This is a genomic window from Achromobacter sp. EB05, assembly GCF_044232075.1.
In the GTDB taxonomy this organism is placed as follows: domain Bacteria; phylum Pseudomonadota; class Gammaproteobacteria; order Burkholderiales; family Burkholderiaceae_B; genus Achromobacter; species Achromobacter dolens.
In genome coordinates this window covers 2,738,152-2,756,781 of record NZ_CP155917.1, presented here as the reverse complement: position 1 = coordinate 2,756,781, position 18,630 = coordinate 2,738,152, and the positions used below count along the sequence as shown (strand labels likewise).

Annotated in this window: 18 protein-coding genes; 10 read left to right on the top strand and 8 right to left on the bottom strand. The window is 70.4% G+C overall.

The genetic code is table 11. The features are described from left to right. The first annotated feature begins 21 nt into the window (after positions 1–21). On the top strand, positions 22–1,008 hold the full coding sequence (locus AAID08_RS12720; RefSeq protein WP_144655060.1) for a tripartite tricarboxylate transporter substrate binding protein: 987 nt from the start codon (positions 22–24) through the stop codon (positions 1,006–1,008). Positions 1,009–1,526: 518 nt separating this feature from the next. Beyond that, positions 1,527–2,408 carry a hypothetical protein gene (locus AAID08_RS12715; protein ID WP_395757707.1) on the top strand — a complete coding sequence of 294 codons (882 nt, stop codon included), beginning with the start codon at positions 1,527–1,529 and terminating at the stop codon, positions 2,406–2,408. Between the two features lie 122 nt (positions 2,409–2,530). Here AAID08_RS12715 and AAID08_RS12710 read toward each other — a convergent pair whose 3' ends face one another. From AAID08_RS12710 to AAID08_RS12690, 5 genes are all read right to left on the bottom strand, one after another. Then, a complete protein-coding gene (locus tag AAID08_RS12710) occupies positions 2,531–3,403 on the bottom strand; it encodes a DMT family transporter (protein WP_175142412.1) in 873 nt (290 codons plus the stop codon). Between the two features lie 170 nt (positions 3,404–3,573). Then, entirely contained in the window at positions 3,574–3,768 is a 195-nt protein-coding gene (locus tag AAID08_RS12705; RefSeq protein ID WP_175142413.1) for a hypothetical protein, read from the bottom strand. Positions 3,769–3,936: 168 nt separating this feature from the next. Further along, positions 3,937–6,564 carry an AAA family ATPase gene (locus AAID08_RS12700; RefSeq protein WP_175142414.1) on the bottom strand — a complete coding sequence of 876 codons (2,628 nt, stop codon included), beginning with the start codon at positions 6,562–6,564 and terminating at the stop codon, positions 3,937–3,939. Then, entirely contained in the window at positions 6,561–7,688 is a 1,128-nt protein-coding gene (locus AAID08_RS12695; protein WP_395757706.1) for an exonuclease SbcCD subunit D, read from the bottom strand. Before AAID08_RS12695 ends, AAID08_RS12700 begins: the two co-directional genes overlap by 4 nt. A gap of 184 nt (positions 7,689–7,872) precedes the next feature. After that, complete coding sequence (locus AAID08_RS12690; RefSeq protein ID WP_395757705.1) at positions 7,873–9,174, bottom strand: D-amino acid dehydrogenase; 1,302 nt, start codon at positions 9,172–9,174, stop codon at positions 7,873–7,875. Between the two features lie 135 nt (positions 9,175–9,309). Here AAID08_RS12690 and AAID08_RS12685 point away from each other — a divergent pair, with 135 nt between their 5' ends. The 6 genes from AAID08_RS12685 to AAID08_RS12660 all read left to right on the top strand — a co-directional run bounded on the left by AAID08_RS12685 (position 9,310) and on the right by AAID08_RS12660 (position 13,830). Beyond that, positions 9,310–9,777: a winged helix-turn-helix transcriptional regulator gene (locus AAID08_RS12685; protein WP_006394672.1), complete on the top strand. Its 468-nt coding sequence runs from the start codon at positions 9,310–9,312 to the stop codon at positions 9,775–9,777. Between the two features lie 107 nt (positions 9,778–9,884). After that, complete coding sequence (locus AAID08_RS12680; protein WP_395757815.1) at positions 9,885–10,568, top strand: DUF502 domain-containing protein; 684 nt, start codon at positions 9,885–9,887, stop codon at positions 10,566–10,568. A 34-nt stretch (positions 10,569–10,602) separates the two neighbouring features. Beyond that, positions 10,603–10,827: an RNA-binding S4 domain-containing protein gene (locus tag AAID08_RS12675; protein WP_049073430.1), complete on the top strand. Its 225-nt coding sequence runs from the start codon at positions 10,603–10,605 to the stop codon at positions 10,825–10,827. Further along, entirely contained in the window at positions 10,824–11,399 is a 576-nt protein-coding gene (locus AAID08_RS12670; RefSeq protein WP_054502704.1) for a restriction endonuclease, read from the top strand. The genes AAID08_RS12675 and AAID08_RS12670 overlap by 4 nt, the downstream gene beginning before the upstream one ends. A gap of 113 nt (positions 11,400–11,512) precedes the next feature. Continuing rightward, on the top strand, positions 11,513–11,905 hold the full coding sequence (locus tag AAID08_RS12665; protein ID WP_116793171.1) for a DUF2784 domain-containing protein: 393 nt from the start codon (positions 11,513–11,515) through the stop codon (positions 11,903–11,905). Positions 11,906–11,916: 11 nt separating this feature from the next. Continuing rightward, on the top strand, positions 11,917–13,830 hold the full coding sequence (locus AAID08_RS12660; protein ID WP_395757704.1) for a tetratricopeptide repeat protein: 1,914 nt from the start codon (positions 11,917–11,919) through the stop codon (positions 13,828–13,830). Positions 13,831–13,926: 96 nt separating this feature from the next. Here the strand turns inward: AAID08_RS12660 and AAID08_RS12655 are convergent, their stop codons facing one another. After that, entirely contained in the window at positions 13,927–15,054 is a 1,128-nt protein-coding gene (locus tag AAID08_RS12655; protein WP_175167388.1) for an acyl-CoA dehydrogenase family protein, read from the bottom strand. Positions 15,055–15,186: 132 nt separating this feature from the next. Continuing rightward, positions 15,187–16,092, bottom strand: a complete 906-nt coding sequence (locus AAID08_RS12650) for a LysR family transcriptional regulator (RefSeq protein WP_064528109.1) — start codon at positions 16,090–16,092, stop codon at positions 15,187–15,189. Positions 16,093–16,226: 134 nt separating this feature from the next. On the opposite strand from AAID08_RS12650, the gene AAID08_RS12645 reads away from it, so the two are divergent. Next, the gene (locus tag AAID08_RS12645) at positions 16,227–17,111 is read left to right on the top strand and encodes an NAD(P)H-binding protein (RefSeq protein ID WP_054502708.1); all 885 of its coding nucleotides are present in this window, start codon (positions 16,227–16,229) and stop codon (positions 17,109–17,111) included. Here the strand turns inward: AAID08_RS12645 and AAID08_RS12640 are convergent. Continuing rightward, entirely contained in the window at positions 17,086–17,526 is a 441-nt protein-coding gene (locus AAID08_RS12640; RefSeq protein WP_054502709.1) for an Rrf2 family transcriptional regulator, read from the bottom strand. The two genes, AAID08_RS12645 and AAID08_RS12640, sit on opposite strands and share 26 nt — an antisense overlap. A gap of 93 nt (positions 17,527–17,619) precedes the next feature. On the opposite strand from AAID08_RS12640, the gene AAID08_RS12635 reads away from it, so the two are divergent. After that, entirely contained in the window at positions 17,620–18,579 is a 960-nt protein-coding gene (locus tag AAID08_RS12635) for an NAD(P)/FAD-dependent oxidoreductase (RefSeq protein ID WP_169536305.1), read from the top strand. The last annotated feature ends 51 nt before the right edge of the window (positions 18,580–18,630 follow it).

Genomic DNA, 18,630 nt, shown 5'->3' with positions numbered 1-18,630 from the left:
TCAATAATATGGAGAAGACTCTTGACCGTGCTGTCCCAAGCCAAGGCCGTCCTGGCCACCGCCCTCGCCGGCCTCTGTCTCAGCGGCGCCGCGCAAGCCGCTGACGCCTACCCGAACAAACCCATCCGCCTGATCGTGCCGTTCGCGGCCGGCGGCACCACCGATATCGTCGCCCGCGTGGTGGCCGAAGGCCTGGGCCGCGAACTCGGCCAGGCGGTGGTGGTGGAGAACCGCGGCGGCGGCGGCGGCTCGATCGGCGCCGACGCGCTGGTCCGCTCCGCCCCGGACGGCTATACCCTGGGCGTGGCCACTGTCAGCACCATGGCCACCAATCCGGCCACCAACCCCAAGAACCCGTACAACCCGCTCAAGGACTTCGCGCCCATCACCAATATGGTGAACGTGCCCAATGTGCTGACGGTGAACCCGGCGGTGCCGGCCAAGAACCTGGCCGAGTTCATCGCCCTGCTCAAGGCCAACCCCGGCAAGTACAGCTACGCCTCGTCCGGCGCCGGCGGCATCGGCCACCTGGACGGCGAACTGTTCAAGTCGCTGACCAAGACCGACATGGTGCACGTGCCGTACCGCGGCTCGGGTCCGGCGCTCAACGACGTGATCGCCGGCCAGGTCAACGCCCAGTTCGACAACCTGCCCTCGTCCATGCCGCACATCCAGGCCGGCAAGCTGCGCGCCCTGGCCGTGGCCGCGCCCAAGCGCCTGCCCGCCCTGCCGGACGTGCCGACCTTCTCGGAAGGCGGCCTGCCGGAAATGGACAACATGGCCTGGTACGGCCTGGTCGCGCCCGCCGGCACGCCCCAGGCGGTGATCGACCGCATCCACGACGCCACCGTCAAGGCGCTGAAGGATCCGAAGATCATCCAGCGCCTGGCCGACGGCGGCTCGCTGGTCGACGGCAACACGCCGGCCGAATACGCCGCGCAGATCAAGCGTGAACTGGAGCTGCGCCAGCGCATCGCCAAGGAGCGCAACATCCAGTCGACGAACTGAGGCTTGTCACGCGGCATCGCCGCGTGACCCGGGCGGCCAGTCCGTCTGCCCGCCGCCACGCCGTGCCGGCGGGCCCTTTCCGAGGCCGCCGGCGCAATGCGCGCCCTGCGCGGCGCCAGATTCGGACCGTCCCACGCCACATCGGCGATCGCCGGGCAGATGACGCGCCCGCGCTCTGCTACCATTTCGCCCGTGCGAATCGATTTCTCCCATCCTTCCGACACCGCTTGCGTGCTTTGCGCCCTGCGCTCGACCCTGTTGAGCTCGCAGGAAGTCGCCGCGCGTTCCGCCTACGCGCGTTCCAAGCCCGGCTAATCGCCGGCACCCCCCCTTCCCGCTTTCCGTCACCGGCCCGCCGCCGGCCGCCTGCACGCCCGTACCCTTGTCGCGCGCGTCGCGGTTCGAGGCCGGCCGGCGCGACCGCCCTGCCGCATGGTCGGGCGGTCTTGCCACGTTTTCCGTCCGCGCGCCGACTGTGACCGGCGGGCGGCGCCACGCCTTGATTGCCACCGAACGCCATGCAACTCACCAAGAAATTCGTCAAAGCCAAGAACCCCTGCGCGGGCGGCTACAAATGGTTCCTGCGCGACCACAACGGACAGGGGGACTATCAGGCCGTCCTCGATGCCCTGGTGGCCGACGGCCGCGTCGGTGACGCCTGCTGGCTGCTGGACCAGTTCGGGCCGACCGACGCGGTGTTGAAGCTGGACACGCTCGACGCCCACGCCATCGTCTTCGCCGGCACGCTGGAAGTGCGCATGGGCATCAACGTCGACAGCGTGGTGCGGGCCGGACGCAGCATCATCACCGGCGGCGGCATCCGCGCCGGGGAATCGATCGTGGCCGGCGAAAACATCACGGCCGGCGCCAACATCGCCAGCGCCGGCGACCTGCGCGCGGGCGGCGACGTGTCCGCCGAATGGGGCATCGAGGTCGCCACCGCCTTCGACTGCCGCGGCAACCTGCGCGCCAAGTGGGACATCTGCGCCGGCCAGGACCTGGCCGTGACCGGCCACTTGCGGGCCGGGCAGGACGTGCAGGTGCAAGGCGCCCTCAAATGCGGCCAGGGCATCAAGGCCGGCGGCGGCGTCCAGGCCGCCAAGGACATCGAGGCCGCCTGCGGCATCCAGGCCGGCGCCAGCATCGCCTGCGGCGGCCACCTGGCCGCGGGCTGGGGACTGATCGCGGGCGAAGACATCCGCGCCGACGGCTCGATCCGCGCCGGCGAAGGCGTGCAGGCCGACGGCCGGATCGAGGCGGGCGACGGCCATGGCGTCTATGCCGGCCTGAACGTGCGCCTGGACGCCTGGGCGGTCTGCGCCCGGGTCCAGGCGCGCGAACGGCCGGCGCAGCTGGTCAGCGGCCACTGGGCCGGCCAGGAAGAAGCCGCGCACGCGTAGCGCGGACGAAGCGGCAGGACGGCCACGTCCCGGAGCGCGCCCTCGCCCCGCCCGCGCGCGCGACGCGCACCCGGGGTATGCGCCGCGCGGCGAACATCCCGCGACGCGGCGGCAAACCGCGATCAGTCGCCCGAGCGCGCCGCCGGCGTGCGCAACACCAGCATCAGCCCCAGCAGGATCCCGGCCATGCCGCCCAGGCTCAGCAGCGACAGGCTGTTGCCCAGCACCAGGTAATCCAGCGCCGCGGTGCCGGCCGGCACCAGGTAGAACAGGCTGGTGACGTTGACCAGGTTGCCGGACTGGATCATGCGGTAGAACAGCAGCGTCGCGCCGACCGAGATCACCAGCCCCATCCACAGCAGCGGCAGCACGAATCCCAGGCTCCAATCCACGTGCAGCGGCTGGAACGGCGCGAACAGCAGGCACAGCGCCAGGCTGGCCACGTACTGCAGCGGCATCACGTCCGTCGGCGCCTGGCGCACGCGCTTTTGCAGGATGGCGCCGGCGGTCATGCTGAGCAGCGCCGCGAACGCGAAGGCCATGCCGGCGAGCGAGAAACGCGCCATGCCGATGCTCTGGAACATCACCATGCCCAATCCGCACAGGGCCAGCAGCAGCCCCGCCAGCCGCAGCGGCGGAAAGCGGCGCTCGAGCAGCGCCAGGGTCAGGATGGGTTGCGCCCCCAGCAGCGTGGCCAGCACGCCGGGCGTGATGCCGTGGTCCAGCGCCAGCAGATAGCAGATGGAATAGCTGCCGATCAGCAGCAGCCCGGTCAGCGCGACGATGCCGCGCGTGCCCGGCGCCGGCAGCCAGCGCCGGCGCCCAACGCAGAGCGCCAGCAGGACGGCCAGCGCCAGGACGAAGCGCCACAGCAGGAAACCGAAGGCCGAGGCGTGCGCCAGGCCCCATTTGGCGAAGATCGCGCCGCCGCTCCACAGCAGCACGAACAAGGAAGTGGAGCCGTAGGCGGCCCACGCATTGCGATTGAAAGACATGAAGATTTCTACCTGTCGGGTATGGAACAGGCTCCCGCGGCGCGCACGCGTCTTGCGACGCGCGAACGGATCAGGCGTGGACGCGCGGCGGGCGGGCGCGAACGCAAACGCGTCGGCGCATCAGCGCGGCGGATCCAGGCGATAAGGCGGGAGCGGGAAGTGTGCGGCGGTCAGCCGACGACGGCGACCACGGGCGGATAAGCGCCCGCGACACCGACGACGACATCGCACGGCGGCGATACGACCGTCGAGACGACAGGAGAAACAACGGGGGGCGACACGGCATGCCGCCGGCTTGCGCGCAGGCCGGCGCCGGCTGCGCGGGCAGCGAAGGCGGATTCGGCGGAAGGCGTGAAGTCGGGCATGTGAAGCGCGTCGGGTTCGGTGATGAACCCGTGTAGGCTACCGGCGCCGCGCGCCAGCGTCAAGTTGCGGGGCGCCCGCACGCGGCCGGCGACGCGCTTGACGACACCGGTCCGCCCGTGCGGGGGCGGTTTGCACGTGCGGACGCGGCTCGCACCGCCGCCAAGGCGTCAAGCGCCGATGCGGCGCTGCTCGACGCCCAGGTCGCGCCAGGCCTCGCCGTGGCAGGTGAACATCAGGATCTGGTGGCGCGTGGCGGCATCGAACAGCGCGCGCTTCATCAGGTGGCGCCGCTCGTCGTCGGTGTGCACCAGCGCATCGTCCAGCAACAACAGCGTCGGCCGTCCGGCCTCGCGCAGCAGGTCGGCGTAGGCAAAGCGCGCCAGGATGCCCAATTGCTCGCGCGTGCCGAAGCTGAGCGCGTCCAGCGGGTCCTCGCCGCCCGCGCGCTGCAGGGCCGCGGGCAGCAGCGCCTCGTCCAGGCGCAGCGCGGACTCGGGGAACAGCAGCGCCAGATAGTGGCTCAGGCGGCGCGCCAGCGGCGCCTGCAGGCGCTGGGTGGCGGCGTCGCGCTTGCCGGCCAGCAGGGTGGACAGCAGTTCGAGCGCCTGGGCGCGGCGCTGGAATTCGTCGCGGCGGCGCTGCAGGCGCTCGCAGGCGGCCTCGGCCTCGGACAAGCGTTCGCCCAGGCCCTGCGCGCCGGCCTGCTCCAGCTTGCCCAGCAACTGCTGGATCTCGCTGTGGCGTTTGTGCTGGGCGTCGCGTTCGATGGCGGCGGACTTTTCGTAGCGCTGCGCGTCCTGTTCCAGCAGTTCCGGCCGCAGCGCTTCCAGCGCGGCCTGCGCCTGGCGCAGGCGTTGTTCGAGCAGGTCGTGGCCGCTGCGGGCCTCGGCCAGCCGGCCGGCGCGGGCCTGACGCTGCGCCGCGCGTTCGGGCGATTGCAGGTCGGCGCCGCGCGCGGCGGCCTGGGTTTCGAGTAGCTGGGCGCGGGCGCTGTCGGCATCCAGGGCGCGCTGCGCGGCCGCCAGGGCCTGCTCGGCCTGCGCCGCGCTGGCTTCGGCATCGCGCAGCGCCTGGCGCGCGGCGGGCGCATCGGCATCGCCCGCCTCAGCCGCCGGCGGCAGCAACGCCAACCGCTCGGCCAGTTGCGCGCGCCGCGCCTGGGCTTCGTTGCGTTGCCCGCGCAGTGCGTCCACGCCCTTGGGCGCATGGATCGCCAGCGTCTTGCGCATGGCCTCCAGTTCGCGTTGCAAGTCGACGCCGCGCGCATGGCGTTCCTCGGCCTCGGCCACGTGCGCCACGCCCAGGCGCGACAGCAAGGCCGCGCTGGCCGCCTGCACGTCGGCCAGTTCGCGCTTGAGCGCCGGCAGGTCCTGGCCGCCCGGCTCGATGCGCAGCCGGCCCAGGCCGGGCAATTCGAGTTCAGCCGCCGCGGTCAGCAGCAACTCGCCGTTGCCGGCCAGCGCGGCGCCGTCCAACCGGGCCTCGCGGCCCGCGTCCAGCGCGTACGACAGGCGCGTGGCGATGGCCTGCTGGCGCAGTTGCAGGTCGCCCAGCGCGCGTTCGCTCTTGCGCAGGGCCTGGATGTCGGCGTCGGCGATCTCGATGCGCACGGCTTCGGCCTTCAGGATCGTGCCCTGCTCGATCAGGCGGGTGGCTTCTTCGAGCGCGCCGTCCAGGCGCTCGACGTCGCGCGCCAACTGGTCGATCTGGTGTTCGAGGTCGCGCCGGTCGGCCACGGCTTGCACCGCAGCGACCCGCTGGCGCGCCTGCTCGGCGGCGGCGGCGTGCGTGTCGCGCAGCGCGCGGGCCCGAGCCAGCGGCTCCTGGGCCTGCTGGACCGCGGCGCGGGCGGCCCGCGCCTGCGCCGCCAGGGCCTGCAATTCGGATTCGTCCTGCTGGTCGCGGCGCACCTGTTCCTGCAGCACGGCCAAGGTTTCGGCCGCCTGGCGCTGTTCGCGTTGCAGCCCTTCGAGCGCCTCGCGTTCCTTGGCCACGGCCGCGAGCCGGGCGCGCGCCTCGGCGGCGCGGGCCTCGAAGTCCTTCCAGGGCTGGCCGGCCTCGGCGCGCGCGTGTTCGGCGCGCAGCGCCGCCAGCCGGTCGACGTCGGCGTCGAGCTGGGCCTTGGCCTGGGCGCATTGGTCGCGCTCGGCCAGGGCGGCGGCGAGCGCGTCCTCGGCGTCCTTGTAGATGCCCTTGGGGCGGCCGTTGCGCGCATCCAGCAAGGCGGCGCGCTCGGCGGCGACGCGCTCGTAGAGCCGGTCGCCGTCGCCGGAGGCCAGCTCGCCCGACAACTGCGTCAGGGCCTCGCGCAGATGCCCGCCGGCGTGACTAGCGGCGGTTTGCAGGTTCTGGCCGTCGCCCTGCTGGATCCACAGCAGACCCGGCACGCCGGCCAGGTCGGGCTTGCTCTGGCCGCGCGCAGCCAGTTCGAAGCCCAGCAACGCGGCCAGTGCGTTCTCGGCTTCCTCGCCATCGAGCCGTTGCGCGCCGTCGTCGATCAGCAGTTCGCAGCGGGCCCGCGACAGGAATTGTTTTTTCAGCAGGTAATCGTGGCCCGCATGGCTGAACGCCAGTTCGACGCCGGGCCGCGCGCCGCTCTCGCCGCGCGGCGCCAGGTCGGACACGGTACGGGTGCTGTAGCGTTCCAGGAACGCGGCGCGGATGGCCGCGGCCACCGTGCTCTTGCCGGCCTCATTCGGACCGACGAACAGGTTCAGGCCGTCCTGCAAGCCATCCAGCACCAGGGGCTGGCGGAATTTGCGGAATTCTTCCAGGGCGATGCGCGTGAGCTTCATTGCGCGCCTCCCGCCGCCGCGCCTTCGCGCTGGAACCGCAGCAGCAGCCGCAGGGCCTCGCCGGCCACCGCCGCCTGGTCGGGATCGGCCTGCATGGCCTGCAGTTGCGCGGCCACTTCGCCGACGTAGCCGCTCGCGCCCAGTTGCGCCAGGTCGGCCTCGTCGGGTTCGAGCAGCAGGCCGGAGAAGTCCGGCAACACCGCCCTCGCCTGCGCCGCCGCCTGGTCCACGGCGCGTTGCAGCGCCTCCCAGGTCGGCACGTTGACGTGGCCCTGCAGTTCCAGCCGCAGCACGTCTTCGGCGCGCAGCGCCGCCAGGCGGTCGGCCAACGCCTGGGCGTCGGTCGGCAGGCTCAGGGTTTCGGTCCAGGCGGACCAGCGGTATTTGCCGGTGGCCACGCGTTCGACGCGTGGCGGGGTGCCCGGCGCATCGATGCGCACGTCCAGCGCATAGCCGGGTTCGTTGCCGCGAAAGCGGTCTTGCTCGGGCGTGCCGGCGTACCAGGTGCGTTCGTCGATGGCCAGGCAGCCGTGCCAATCGCCGAGCGCCAGGTAGTCGAGCCGCGCGCGGGCGGCGCGGTCGGGCGCGATGGGGTTGGTGGCGTCGATGGCGTCGGGCAGGCGGCCGGCGACACTGCCATGGGCCAGGCCCACGCGGACGCGGCCGGGTTCGGATTCCAGCGCGTCGAAGGCCTGGGTGACGTCGTCGTAGGTATGGCGCTGGGTCAGCGGCGCGGCCAGCACCGCGAGGTTCTGCGCTGGCAGGTCGACCACGCCAGTACGCAACGGCACCCGCACGTTGGGCGGGATGCAGCCCAGTTGCGCGGCGCGGCTCCAGACGCTGTCGGCCAACGCCGCGTCGTGGTTGCCGGCGATCATGACCCACGGCCCGGCGTAGGCGGCCAGCGCGGCGAACAGGCGGCGGATGGTGCGGTCGGACACCGCCTGGGTGTCGAACACGTCGCCGGCCACCAGCACCGCGTCGACCTGGCGCTCGGCGGCAAGCGCGGCGATGCGCGCGACGACATCGAAGCGGGCCTCGGCCAGCAAGGCGGCGTCATCGGTTTCGAACTGGCCGTACTGACGGCCGATCTGCCAATCGGCGGTATGCAGGAAATGGATCATGCCGCCGATTGTAGAGGCCGGCGCCGATTCCCTGTGGCCTCGACGGGCCTGCGAGTGTCGCGGCAATGTCGCGCCGCGCCCGCTGGAACAACGGCCCGGCCGGCATCGTGCGCCGGGCGGGCCGTCGGGACGCCGGCTTGTGGCCCGCGCCCGGGGGGAAACTGGTTGGGAAAGCAGGCCGGAATCAGGCGCCCTTGCCGTCCAGCACCAGCGGCCGTTCGGCCGGCGCGTGGCGGTCGTAGCGCGACAGCGCCAGGCCGTCGGTACGGATCTGCGGACGCTGGCCCAGCACCTGGTCGGCCACCAGCTTGCCGGAGCCGCAGGCCATGGTCCAACCCAGCGTGCCGTGGCCGGTGTTCAGGAACAGGTTGCCGTAGCGGGTCGGGCCGACCACGGGCGTGCTGTCCGGCGTCATGGGGCGCAGGCCGGTCCAGAACTCGGCGCGGGCCACGTCGCCGCTGCCGGGGAACAGGTCGTTGACCACCAGTTCGAGCGTCTTGCGGCGCGCGTCCTTCAGGCGCAGGTCGAAGCCCGACAGCTCGGCCATGCCGCCGACGCGGATGCGGTCGTCGAAGCGGGTGACGGCGATCTTGTAGGTTTCGTCGAGAATGGTGGAGACCGGCGCGGCGGCCTCGTCCTTCATGGGGATGGTCAGCGAGTAGCCCTTGACCGGGTACACCGGCAAGTCCAGGCCGAGCGGTTCCAGGAAGCCGCGCGTGTAGCTGCCAAAGGCCGCGACGTAGCGGTCGGCCGTCAGCACCTCGTTGCCGACACGCACGCCGGTCACCTGGCCGCCGGCGGTGTTCAGGCCAGTGACCGACTGGTTGTAGCGGAACTCCACGCCCAGCGCCGCGGCCATTTCGGCCAGGCGGGTGGTGAACAGGCGGCAATCGCCGGTCTCGTCATTCGGCAGGCGCAGGCCGCCGGCCAGCTTGTGCAGCGAACGCGCCAGCGCCGGCTCGGCGCTCACCAGGCGGTTGCGGTCCAGCAGCTCGTAGGGCACGCCGACCTCTTCCAGCACCGCGATGTCGCGGCGCGCGGCTTCCATCTGGGCCTCGGTGCGGAACAGTTGCAGTGTGCCGCGCGCGCGTTCTTCATAATGGATGCCGGTATCGGCGCGCAGTTCGCGCAGGCAGTCGCGGCTGTATTCGGCCAGGCGCAACATGCGTTCCTTGTTGACCGCGTAGCGATCGGCCGAGCAGTTGGCCAGCATCGCCGCCATCCACTTGAGCTGGTACAGGCTGCCGTCCAGGCGGATCGCCAGCGGCGCGTGCTTCTTGAACAGCCACTTGATGGCTTTCAGCGGGATACCGGGCGCGGCCCAGGGCGTGGAATAGCCCGGCGACACCTGGCCGGCGTTGGCGTAGCTGGTCTCCTGGGCGGCGCCGGGCTGGCGGTCCAACACCGTCACTTTGGCGCCCTGGCGGGCCAGGTAATAGGCAGTGGTGGTGCCGATGACGCCGCTGCCGAGGACGATGACGTGCATGATTCGTTCCGAAGTTTGGATTTGGTCAGGAATTTCGGTAGTCTATGAGCCTCATCACAGTGAAAATCACTGAAGATTTTCATTCGGCAGTGGTTTTTCCCGGCCAAGCTCCTTTTTTCGACCGCCAGAAGTGAAATGCGCGATCTCGATCGTATCGACCTGAAAATCCTGGATATCCTGCAGCGGGAAGGCCGTATTTCCGTCACGGAACTGGCCGAGCGCGTCAGCCTGTCGGCCACGCCCTGCTCCGACCGCGTCAAGCGCATGGAGCGCGAAGGCGTGATCTCCGGTTACCATGCGCGCGTCAACCCGGCGGCGCTCGGCAAGAACCTGCTGGTGTTCCTGGAGATCAAGCTTTCGGCCAAATCGGGCGACGTGTTCGACAAGGTCAAGAAAGAGCTGCTGTATGTGCCCGAGGTCATGGAGTGCCACCTGGTGTCGGGCGACTTCGACTACCTGGTCAAGGCCCGCCTGACCGAGATGAACGAATACCGCCGTCTGCTCGGCGAGATCCTCAAGCGCCTGCCCGCGTCGGCCGAATCGCGCAGCTATGTGGTGATGGAGGAGATCAAGGAGACGCTGTACCTGCCCGTCGACCGGTAGCAATTCCCGCGTCTTGTTACCGGACTTTGCGCCGCCTGCTGCTATGCTTTCGGCCCTTCCGGTCCGCGCGGCGCAGGACCCGACCCCGATTTCCTGGCTTCATGACTATGACCCGTCTCTACAAATACTTCTTCCGCGGCCTGATCACCGTGCTGCCGCTGGCGCTGACGATCTACCTGCTCTACATCTTCCTGGCCTGGACCGAGGCGGTGGCGCTGACCTTCCTGCGCCCGTTCATCGGCGGCTTCTATTTTCCGGGCCTGGGGCTGCTGCTGGGCATCCTGGGCATCCTGGCGATCGGCTACCTGGTGTCCAAGGAGCGCGTCAAGCGCGTGATGGCGCTGCTGGAAATGCCGTTCACCAACCTGCCGGTGGTCAAGAGCATCTACTCGTCGCTCAAGAGCTTCGCCGACTACTTCTCGCCCAGCTCCAAGGCCACCGCCCAGCAGGTCGTGATCCTGCGCATCCCGGGCCAGCAACTGGAGCTGGTCGGCCTGGTGACGCGCCGCAACCTGGACGGCCTGCCGGAAGGCTTCACGCAGGGCGACCGCGTGGCGGTGTACCTGCCGATGGGCTATATGATCGGGGGCTATACCGTATTCGTGCCGCAGGAATGGGTGCAGCCGATCCAGATGTCGGTCGAGGAAGCCATGCGCTCGTCGCTGATCGCCTGGATGGCGCGCGCAGAAGCCCCCAACGACCGCCCCGTGGCGCCCGCCGACGTGCCCCCGGCGCCCCCCGCGCCGCCGGCCCCGCCCGTTGGCGGCAACGCCCCCGGCAGCCAGGCCTGAACCGCCCGATCCCCATTCAACGCCCCTCCGTGCCATGCCCATCATCGAATTCACGCTTGCCGAAGGCAGCCCCTTTATTGAAGTCAACCAGTTGCTCAAGGCCACCGGCGTCTGCGACAGCGGCGGCGCCGGCAAGATGCTGGTGGCCGAAGGCCACGTGAGCGTGGGCGGCGTGGTCGAAACGCGCAAGACGGCCAAGATCCGTCCCGGCCAGATCGTCACCTGCGGCGACGTGCGTATCGTGGTGCGCGCGTCATGAAGTTCAAGATGTCGCAGAACTCCATCTTCGCGGTGCTGCTGCGCTCGCCGTGGTGGATGAGCGCCGGCGTGGCGCTGCTGCTGTCGGTGGGTGGATTCGCCGCGCTGCCGCTGGAGTATGCGGCCATGGGCGTGTTCGCCGCCGTGCCGTTCGCGGTAATCGCCATCATGGCGGCCTACAAGCAATTGCGCGCGCCGTCGGGCGCCCGCGTCGAGGCCGTGGCGCAGGCCGCCGCGGCCATGTCGTGGCAGCAGTTCGCCGCCACGGTCGAGGCCGGTTTTCGCCGCGATGGCTGCGAGGTCGAACGGCTGCAAGGCCCCGGCGCCGATTTCGCCTTGGCCAAGGACGGCCACGTCGCCATGGTCAGCGCCAAGCGCTGGAAGGCCGCGCGGGTCGGCGTCGAGCCGCTGCGCGAACTGCAGGCGGCGCGCGAGAAGCGCGGCGCGCGCGAAGCCATCTACATTGCGTTGGGCGAGGTGTCCGACAACGCCCTGCAATACGCCCGCGCCGAGGGCGTGTCGCTGATGACCGCGCCGGAACTGGCCAAGTTGCTGCGCGACCTGAAACCCTGACGACCGGCGCCGGCGCCATCCGCGCCCGGCGCCCCTTCCGCCCGTCGCCACGAACGCGTCGTGTCGGCCCCGTCGCCCCGGCGACAGCGGATGCCCACCAGAGGAATGCCCGCATGATCCCTCGCCTGCTGGCCGACGCCGTCCTGATCATTCACGGCCTGTTCGTCGCCTTCGTGGTGTTCGGCGGCCTGCTGGCGCTTTGGCGCTGGCGCCTGGCCTACCTGCACCTGCCGGCGCTGGCCTGGGGCGCGATGGTCGTCGGCATGGGCTGGATCTGCCCGCTGACGCCGCTGGAAGTCTCGCTGCGCCAGCAGGCGGGCCAGCAAGGCTATGCCGGCGGCTTCGTCGAGCACTATATCCTGGCGCTGATCTACCCGGACGGCCTGACGCGCGGCGTCCAGGTCGCGCTGGCGCTGCTGCTGGTCGCCGGCAACCTCGTCATCTACACCCTCTGGGCGCGTCGCCGCCTTGCCCGCCGCGTCCGCGCGGCGGGCGCCCGAACCTAGGAACCGACCCGATGAGCTTTCTGAAGAAACTGCTCGGCAAGCAAGCCGCTCCCGCCGACGCCGCCGCGCACGCCGATCAGCCCGCGCCGCAGCCCGCCGACGCGGCGGCCTCTGACACACAGGCGCCGCAGGACGCCGACATGATCCGCGCCTACGACGCCTACGGCCGCGAGATCTTCGTGCCGCGCGACCAGTGGCGCGACAACGTGCTGGCCGGCGCCATCGAGCGCCACTGGGACGACCCCGACTCGCTCGCCGGCCTGATCATCCAGTCGCTCGGCGACGGCTTCATCGATGAAATGGTCAGGCCCGCCGACCGACTGGTCGAACTGCAACCGGGCGCCGAGCGCGGCGTGGTGCTGCAGGCCATCGTCTACATGAAGACCGGCCGGCTCGACGACGCCGAACGGGTGCTGCGCGATTTCATGGCCGCGCGCGGCGAGACCGGCATCGTCCTGACCAACCTGGCCAAGATCCAGGACGAGCGCGGCGACGAGGCCGGCGCCCTGGCCACGCTGTGGCATGCGCTGGAGCTGGATCCCAACCAGGACAACGGCCTGGGCTGGTACGAGGCGATCCACCGCGAACATGGCGGCGACGCCGCCGGCGTGGCCGCCATGCGCAAGGTCGCCGCCCTGCCCGGGAGCTGGCGCGCGCAACTGTGGCTGGCGCACGGTGAACTGGGCGCGCACAACCTGTCCGGCGCGCTCGCCATGTATGAAGAATCGCTCGCCCGCGCCGGCACGCCCGCGCCCGCCGACCTGCTGGCGCAGATGAGCGGCGACCTGGGCAACGCCGGCGCGATCGAGCCGATCGTGCAACTGGCCGGGCCGCGCTTCGAGGCCGCCCACCACGGCATCCAGGTCGGCAACAACCTGATCCGCGCCTACGTCGAACTGGGCCGCCACGACGAGGCCCGCGCCATCCTCGACCAGCTCTACGCGCAGCAGCGCCCCGACTGGAAGGACAACCTGGGCTATTGGGACACCGAACTGGCGCGCGCCGCGCTGGGTGACGGCGCCGCCGAACCGGCGCAGATGCGGCTGGCGATGCTGCTGGGCCGCGGCCCGGTCTGGCTGACGCCCGATTCGCCCGCGGCGGCGCTGTTCACGCCGGTGACGCCCGACCGTCCGCTGGTGTCGTTCCTGGGCGGCTCGGCCGAGATCGGCGCCGCGCCCGAGGGCGCCGAGCGGCAACTGGCCGACGCCACCGGCCGCCTGAGCCGCGCGCTGCCGCTGTACTTCAACGAACAACTGGCGCTGCGCTGCGGCCTGCGCACGCAGACGCTGGTGCCGTGGCTGACCGAGCCGCATCCCGGCTTCCTGCTGAGCGGCGCGGCCTGGGACGACACCGACGCCATCGGCTACGCGCAGCAATGCGAGGCGCAGAGCGATTACGTGGTGATCTCGCACCTGGTCACCGTGGCCGAGCCGTGGCGCGCCGAGGTGCGCCTGGTGCGCACCGAGGACGCCGAGTGCATCGGCGCGTTGTCGGCCGAATTCCCGATGGCCGATCCGACCGCCGCGATCCAGCGCCTGACCGAGGAACTGGTGGCGCTGGTCGGCCGCGCCACCGCGCAGGCGCCGCTGGCGGCGCCTGCCAACTACACGGTGCCGGACGGCGCCGCCTTCCCGTACTACCTGTTGCGCCTGGAACAGTTGCTGGCCGTGCGCTGCAACGGCGCCGACCCGGACCAGCCGGGCCAGCTCAATGGCGAACGCGAGATCATTGACGGCAACCTGCGCCAGTGCCTGGACTTCCCGCGCAGCGTCAACGCGCGCCTGCTGCTGGCGCAGACGGTGCGCGCCATGAAGAAGGTGCGGCCGGATGTGGCGGGCGAGTTCGAGGAAAAGATCGCGCGGCTGCAACGTGAACAGCCGCTGGCGGCGCCGGCGCAGGCCGCCGTGCAGGCCTTGTTGGACTGAGCTCCCGGCAGGCCCTGCCGGCGCGCAGCGTCAACCATGCCGCCGGCGCCCGCGGGCCGCCCGCCTGGGCCGACACCGCCCACGCGTCGCGCCGTCCTACAAAGCGCGCGCGATCACCAGCCGCTGGATGTCGCTGGTGCCTTCGTAGATCTGGCACACGCGCACATCGCGGTAGATGCGTTCCACCGGGAAGTCGGCCAGGTAGCCGTAGCCGCCCAGCGTCTGGATGGCGGCCGAGCAGACCTTCTCGGCCATCTCGGAGGCGAACAGCTTGGCCATCGAGGCCTCGGTCAGCGCCGGCCTGCCGGCCTCGCGCAGCGCCGCCGCGTGCAGCACCATCTGCCGCGCGGCGTGGATCTGCGTGGCCATGTCGGCCAGCCGGAACGACACCGCCTGGTGCTCCATGATGGGCTTGCCGAAGGCCTGGCGGTCGCGCGCATAGTCGCGCGCGCATTCGAACGCCGCGCGCGCCATGCCGACCGACTGCGAGGCGATGCCGATGCGGCCGCCCTCCAGGTTCGACAGCGCGATCTTGTAGCCCTCGCCCTCCTCGCCCAGCCGCCACGCGGCGGGAATGCGCATATCCTCGAAGGCGATCTGGCAGGTGTCGGACAGGTGTTGGCCGAGCTTGTCCTCGACCCGCACCACCTGGTAGCCCGGGGTGTCGGTCGGCACGATGAAGGCCGAGATGCCGCGCTTGCCGGCCTGCGGATCGGTCACCGCGAACACGATCACCAGTTGGCCCGTGCGGCCCGAGGTGATGAACTGCTTGGCGCCGTTGAGCACGTAGTGGTCGCCGTCGCGCACCGCGCGGGTGCGCAGGCTGCTGGCGTCGGAGCCGGCCTGCGGCTCGGTCAGGGCGAAACCGCCGATGGCCGCGCCCGTGGCCAGCGGCCGCAGGAACAGGTCTTTCTGCGCGTCGCTGCCGTACTTCAGGATCGGCATGCAGGCGACCGAGTTGTGCACGCTCATGATGGTCGAGCAGGCGCCATTGCCCGCCGCGATCTCCTCGAGCGCCACGGCGTACGACAGGTAGCCGCTGGCGTTGCCGTCCCATTCCTCCGGCACCAGCATGCCGAAGAATCCCAGGTCGGCCATCTCGCGGATGGCGTCGGCCGGATAGTGGTGTTCGCGGTCCCAGCGCTCGGAATTGGGCGCCAGGCGTTCCTGGGCGAAACGGCGCGCCATGTCCTGGACGCTGAGCTGTTCTTCGGTCAATAGCATGTTCGATGTCTCCTGGTCGGGCAGTGCCGGACTGGCGCGGGTGGCCGCCGTCCGTGTTCTCTTGCGCGGGCCGGCGTCCGGGATGCGGGGCGGGCTCGCCTGCGAGGATACACCGGCAGCCGGCGGCGTGCCCTACCCCGCGGGATCGTCCAGGATGCCGACCACGAACTCGATGAACGCACGCACCTTGGCAGCGGGCAGATGGCGGGAAGGATACAGCGCGTAGAGGGCGTAGCGGTCACCGACATAGTCCGGCAATAACTCGACCAGCTCGCCTTTGCGGATCAGTTCACGCACGCCGCTGGCCTTGAAACGGGCGATGCCTGCGCCCGCCAGGCACGCGCCCAGCATCGTCCAGCCGTCGGACAGGTGCAATTGGCCCGAGGTCTGTACTTGTGTGGTCCGGCCGTTCTTGCGGTACGACCACGCCAACGGCTGGCCGGTCATGGGACTGCGCATCTGAATGCAGGCATGACGCGCCAGATCGGCTGGCGTCGCGGGCGCGCCATGCTTGCGCACATAGGACGGCGCGGCCACGGTCAGCGAACGGGTATCGAGCAGCTTGCGCGATACCAGCGAGGAAGACGGCGGCTCGCCGAAGCGGATCGCCACGTCGAAGCCCTCGGACACCAGGTCTCCCAATTGCTCGCGCGTGGCCAGATCGAGCGTCAGCTCGGGATGCGCCTGCAGAAACCGCCCCACGTGGGGCGCCAGGATCAGACGGGCGAAAAAGGCATCGGCGTTGACGCGCAGGCGGCCCTTGACCGCCACCGACGCGCCGCTGGCGCTGTCGATCGCTTCGCCGATGCCGGCGACGAGCGGATTGATCTGTTCGTACAGCCGACGCCCCTCTTCGGTCAGCGCCACCGCCCGCGTGGTGCGGTCCAGCAGTCGCACGCCAACGCCGGCCTCCAGCCGGCTCACGGCGCGGCTGACCCCGGAGGCTGTGATTCCGAGCGTTTGCGCCGCGCGCGCGAAGCTGCCGCTTTCCACCACGGCGGCCAATACGCCGATATTCGCCAATATGCGGCCATCCATCGAGACATTCCAGATAAGTGAGCAAACGTCATGAATGTTATGACTGAATTGCCATTCTCTCAATGATCACCAGCGCCTACGATGCGTTCCGGCGTGATCGATCCGCATCCCGCCCCCCACCTGGAGAGAATCCCATGTATGCCATTACCGGAATCAGCGGCAAGGTCGGCGGCGCGCTCGCCGCCTCTTTGCTGCAAGCGGGCCTGCCCGTGCGCGCCGTGCTGCGCAACCCTGCCAACGCCGCCGCCTGGATCGCCCGCGGCTGCGACGTGGCCATCGCCGACATGACCGATGCCGACGCCTTGGCGCGCGCCTTCGCCGGGGCCGACGGGGTATTCATCCTGCCGCCGTCCGAATTCGATCCGAGGCCCGGCTTTCCCGAGGCCCGCGCCGTCATCGACGCGGTCACCTCCGCCATTGCGCTGGGCCAACCCGCCAAGGTCGTATGCCTGTCGACCATCGGCGCCCAGTCCGACCAGCAGAACCTGCTGACCCAGCGCACCCTGATGGAACAGGCGCTGCGCCGCCTGCCATTGCCGGTGACGCTGCTGCGCCCGGGCTGGTTCATGGAGAACCTGGCCTGGGATGTCGCCAGCGCGCGCGACCAGGGCGTCATCGACTCGTACCTGCAACCGCTGGAGCGCGCCATTCCGATGGTGGCCACGGCCGACGTCGGCCGGGTCGGCGCGCAACTGCTGCGGGAAGACTGGACCGGCCTGCGTGTGGTGGAACTGGAGGGCCCGCAACGGGTCAGTCCGCTCGATGCCGCCCGGGCCTTTGCCGAGGTGCTGGGCCGGTCGGTGGCCGTCCGCGCCGTGCCGCGCGAGCGCTGGGGCGCGCTGTTCACGGCCCAGGGCATGCGCGATCCGATCCCCCGCATTCAGATGCTGGACGGCTTCAATGAAGGCTGGATCGACTTCGAAGGTCCGCGCGACCGGATCATCAAGGGCCAGGTCGCCCTGGTGGATGTGGTGCGCGCGCTGACGACCGCCGTCAGCCGCAATGCGGATGCTGCTTGAGCCGTTCCTGGAAGTCCCGCGCCAACTGATCCATGCGGATGGTCGCGAAGCGTTCCAGCAGCAGCCGGCGCGACTCGGCCATCGCGCCTTCCAGCCCGGCGTTGACGGCCTGCTCCACCAGGCACTTCGGTTCGCTCTGGTCCAGCCCGAGCGCGAAGATCGGCGGCTCGCCCAGCGCCTGGTAGACGTCCAGCAGCGTCAGCTCGGACAACGGGCGCGTCAGCACCCAGCCGCCGCCGTGGCCCTTTTCCGATTGCACGTAGCCGCGATCGCGCAGGCCGGACATCATGCGCCGCACCACCACGGGATTGGTGCTCAGCATCTTGCCGATGGTCTCGGAAGTCAGCGGCGCGTCCTGCTCCGCCATGTGCAGCAGCACGTGCAGCATGCGGGACAGGCGGTTATCGCTGCGCATGGAAAGACTCCTGGTTCATGGTTTGAAACATTATAAGTTGCATGACCGGGCGGGATCGCCGTATCATGCAACTTTTAAAGTATCGAGATAGCGATGAAGCCCGAAAAACTGCCCCCCTGCTACGACGCCATCATCATCGGCGGCAGCTTCGCCGGCCTGTCGGCCGCGATGCAGTTGGCCCGCGCCCGCCGCCGCATCGCGCTGGTGGATGCCGGCCTGCCACGCAACCGCTTTGCCGCGCATTCGCACGGGTTCCTGGGCCAGGACGGCAAGACGCCGGCCGAGATCGTCGCCGTTGGACGCGCCCAACTGGGCGCCTACCGCACCGTGGACTTCATTGACGGCGCCGCCGCCAGCGCCGCCGGCGAATCGGGCCGCTTCCTCGTCACCATGGAAGACGGCCGCGAACTGCGAGGCGCCCGCCTGATCCTGGCCATCGGCGTGCGCGACGAACTGCCCGCGCTACCCGGCCTGCGGGAACGCTGGGGCCAGACGGTGCTGCATTGCCCCTACTGCCATGGCTATGAAGTGGCCGACCAGCCGCTGGGCGTGCTGGCCGCCCACCCCATGTCCTCGCACCAGGCCGCGCTGCTGCCCGACTGGGGCCCCACCACCTACTTCACCCAGGGCGAGTTCGAGCCCGATGCCGAGCAGGCCGCGCTGCTGACCGCCCGTGGCGTGCGCATCGAGCGCACCCCGGTGACGCAGTTGCTCGGTTCGGCGCCACGCATCGACGCGGTGCAGTTGGCCGATGGCCGCCGCCTGCTAGTCAATGCGCTGTTCGTCGCCAGCCGCGTGCACATGGCCAGCCCGCTGGCAATGCAGCTGGGCTGCGCCTTCGACGAGGGCTTGCTGGGGCCTTACCTGCGGGTCGACGATTTCAAGCAGACCACGGTGCCGGGCGTCTACGCCGCGGGCGATGCCAGCCTGCAGATGGGCAATGCCACGCTGGCCAGCGCCTCGGGCGTGATGGCTGGGATCGGCGTGCACCAGTCGCTGGTGCGCGATGACCCCGTCAAGTGCTGGCGCGCGCAGGCCAGCCGGCCGGTGTAGGCATGCGCGCGGTCCGCGTCGCGTACGCAGTGAAAGGCGCGGCGGGGATCC

Excerpts from the sequence above, each read along its gene's own strand:
- AAID08_RS12715 (WP_395757707.1), top strand. The coding sequence starts at position 1,527 with ATGCAACTCACCAAGAAATTCGTCAAAGCCAAGAACCCCTGCGCGGGC.
- AAID08_RS12710 (WP_175142412.1), bottom strand. The coding sequence starts at position 3,403 with ATGTCTTTCAATCGCAATGCGTGGGCCGCCTACGGCTCCACTTCCTTG.
- AAID08_RS12705 (WP_175142413.1), bottom strand. The coding sequence starts at position 3,768 with ATGCCCGACTTCACGCCTTCCGCCGAATCCGCCTTCGCTGCCCGCGCA.
- AAID08_RS12700 (WP_175142414.1), bottom strand. The coding sequence starts at position 6,564 with ATGAAGCTCACGCGCATCGCCCTGGAAGAATTCCGCAAATTCCGCCAG.
- AAID08_RS12695 (WP_395757706.1), bottom strand. The coding sequence starts at position 7,688 with ATGATCCATTTCCTGCATACCGCCGATTGGCAGATCGGCCGTCAGTAC.
- AAID08_RS12690 (WP_395757705.1), bottom strand. The coding sequence starts at position 9,174 with ATGCACGTCATCGTCCTCGGCAGCGGCGTCATCGGCACCACCACTGCC.
- AAID08_RS12685 (WP_006394672.1), top strand. The coding sequence starts at position 9,310 with ATGCGCGATCTCGATCGTATCGACCTGAAAATCCTGGATATCCTGCAG.
- AAID08_RS12680 (WP_395757815.1), top strand. The coding sequence starts at position 9,885 with ATGACCCGTCTCTACAAATACTTCTTCCGCGGCCTGATCACCGTGCTG.
- AAID08_RS12675 (WP_049073430.1), top strand. The coding sequence starts at position 10,603 with ATGCCCATCATCGAATTCACGCTTGCCGAAGGCAGCCCCTTTATTGAA.
- AAID08_RS12670 (WP_054502704.1), top strand. The coding sequence starts at position 10,824 with ATGAAGTTCAAGATGTCGCAGAACTCCATCTTCGCGGTGCTGCTGCGC.
- AAID08_RS12665 (WP_116793171.1), top strand. The coding sequence starts at position 11,513 with ATGATCCCTCGCCTGCTGGCCGACGCCGTCCTGATCATTCACGGCCTG.
- AAID08_RS12660 (WP_395757704.1), top strand. The coding sequence starts at position 11,917 with ATGAGCTTTCTGAAGAAACTGCTCGGCAAGCAAGCCGCTCCCGCCGAC.
- AAID08_RS12655 (WP_175167388.1), bottom strand. The coding sequence starts at position 15,054 with ATGCTATTGACCGAAGAACAGCTCAGCGTCCAGGACATGGCGCGCCGT.
- AAID08_RS12650 (WP_064528109.1), bottom strand. The coding sequence starts at position 16,092 with ATGGATGGCCGCATATTGGCGAATATCGGCGTATTGGCCGCCGTGGTG.
- AAID08_RS12645 (WP_054502708.1), top strand. The coding sequence starts at position 16,227 with ATGTATGCCATTACCGGAATCAGCGGCAAGGTCGGCGGCGCGCTCGCC.
- AAID08_RS12640 (WP_054502709.1), bottom strand. The coding sequence starts at position 17,526 with ATGCGCAGCGATAACCGCCTGTCCCGCATGCTGCACGTGCTGCTGCAC.
- AAID08_RS12635 (WP_169536305.1), top strand. The coding sequence starts at position 17,620 with ATGAAGCCCGAAAAACTGCCCCCCTGCTACGACGCCATCATCATCGGC.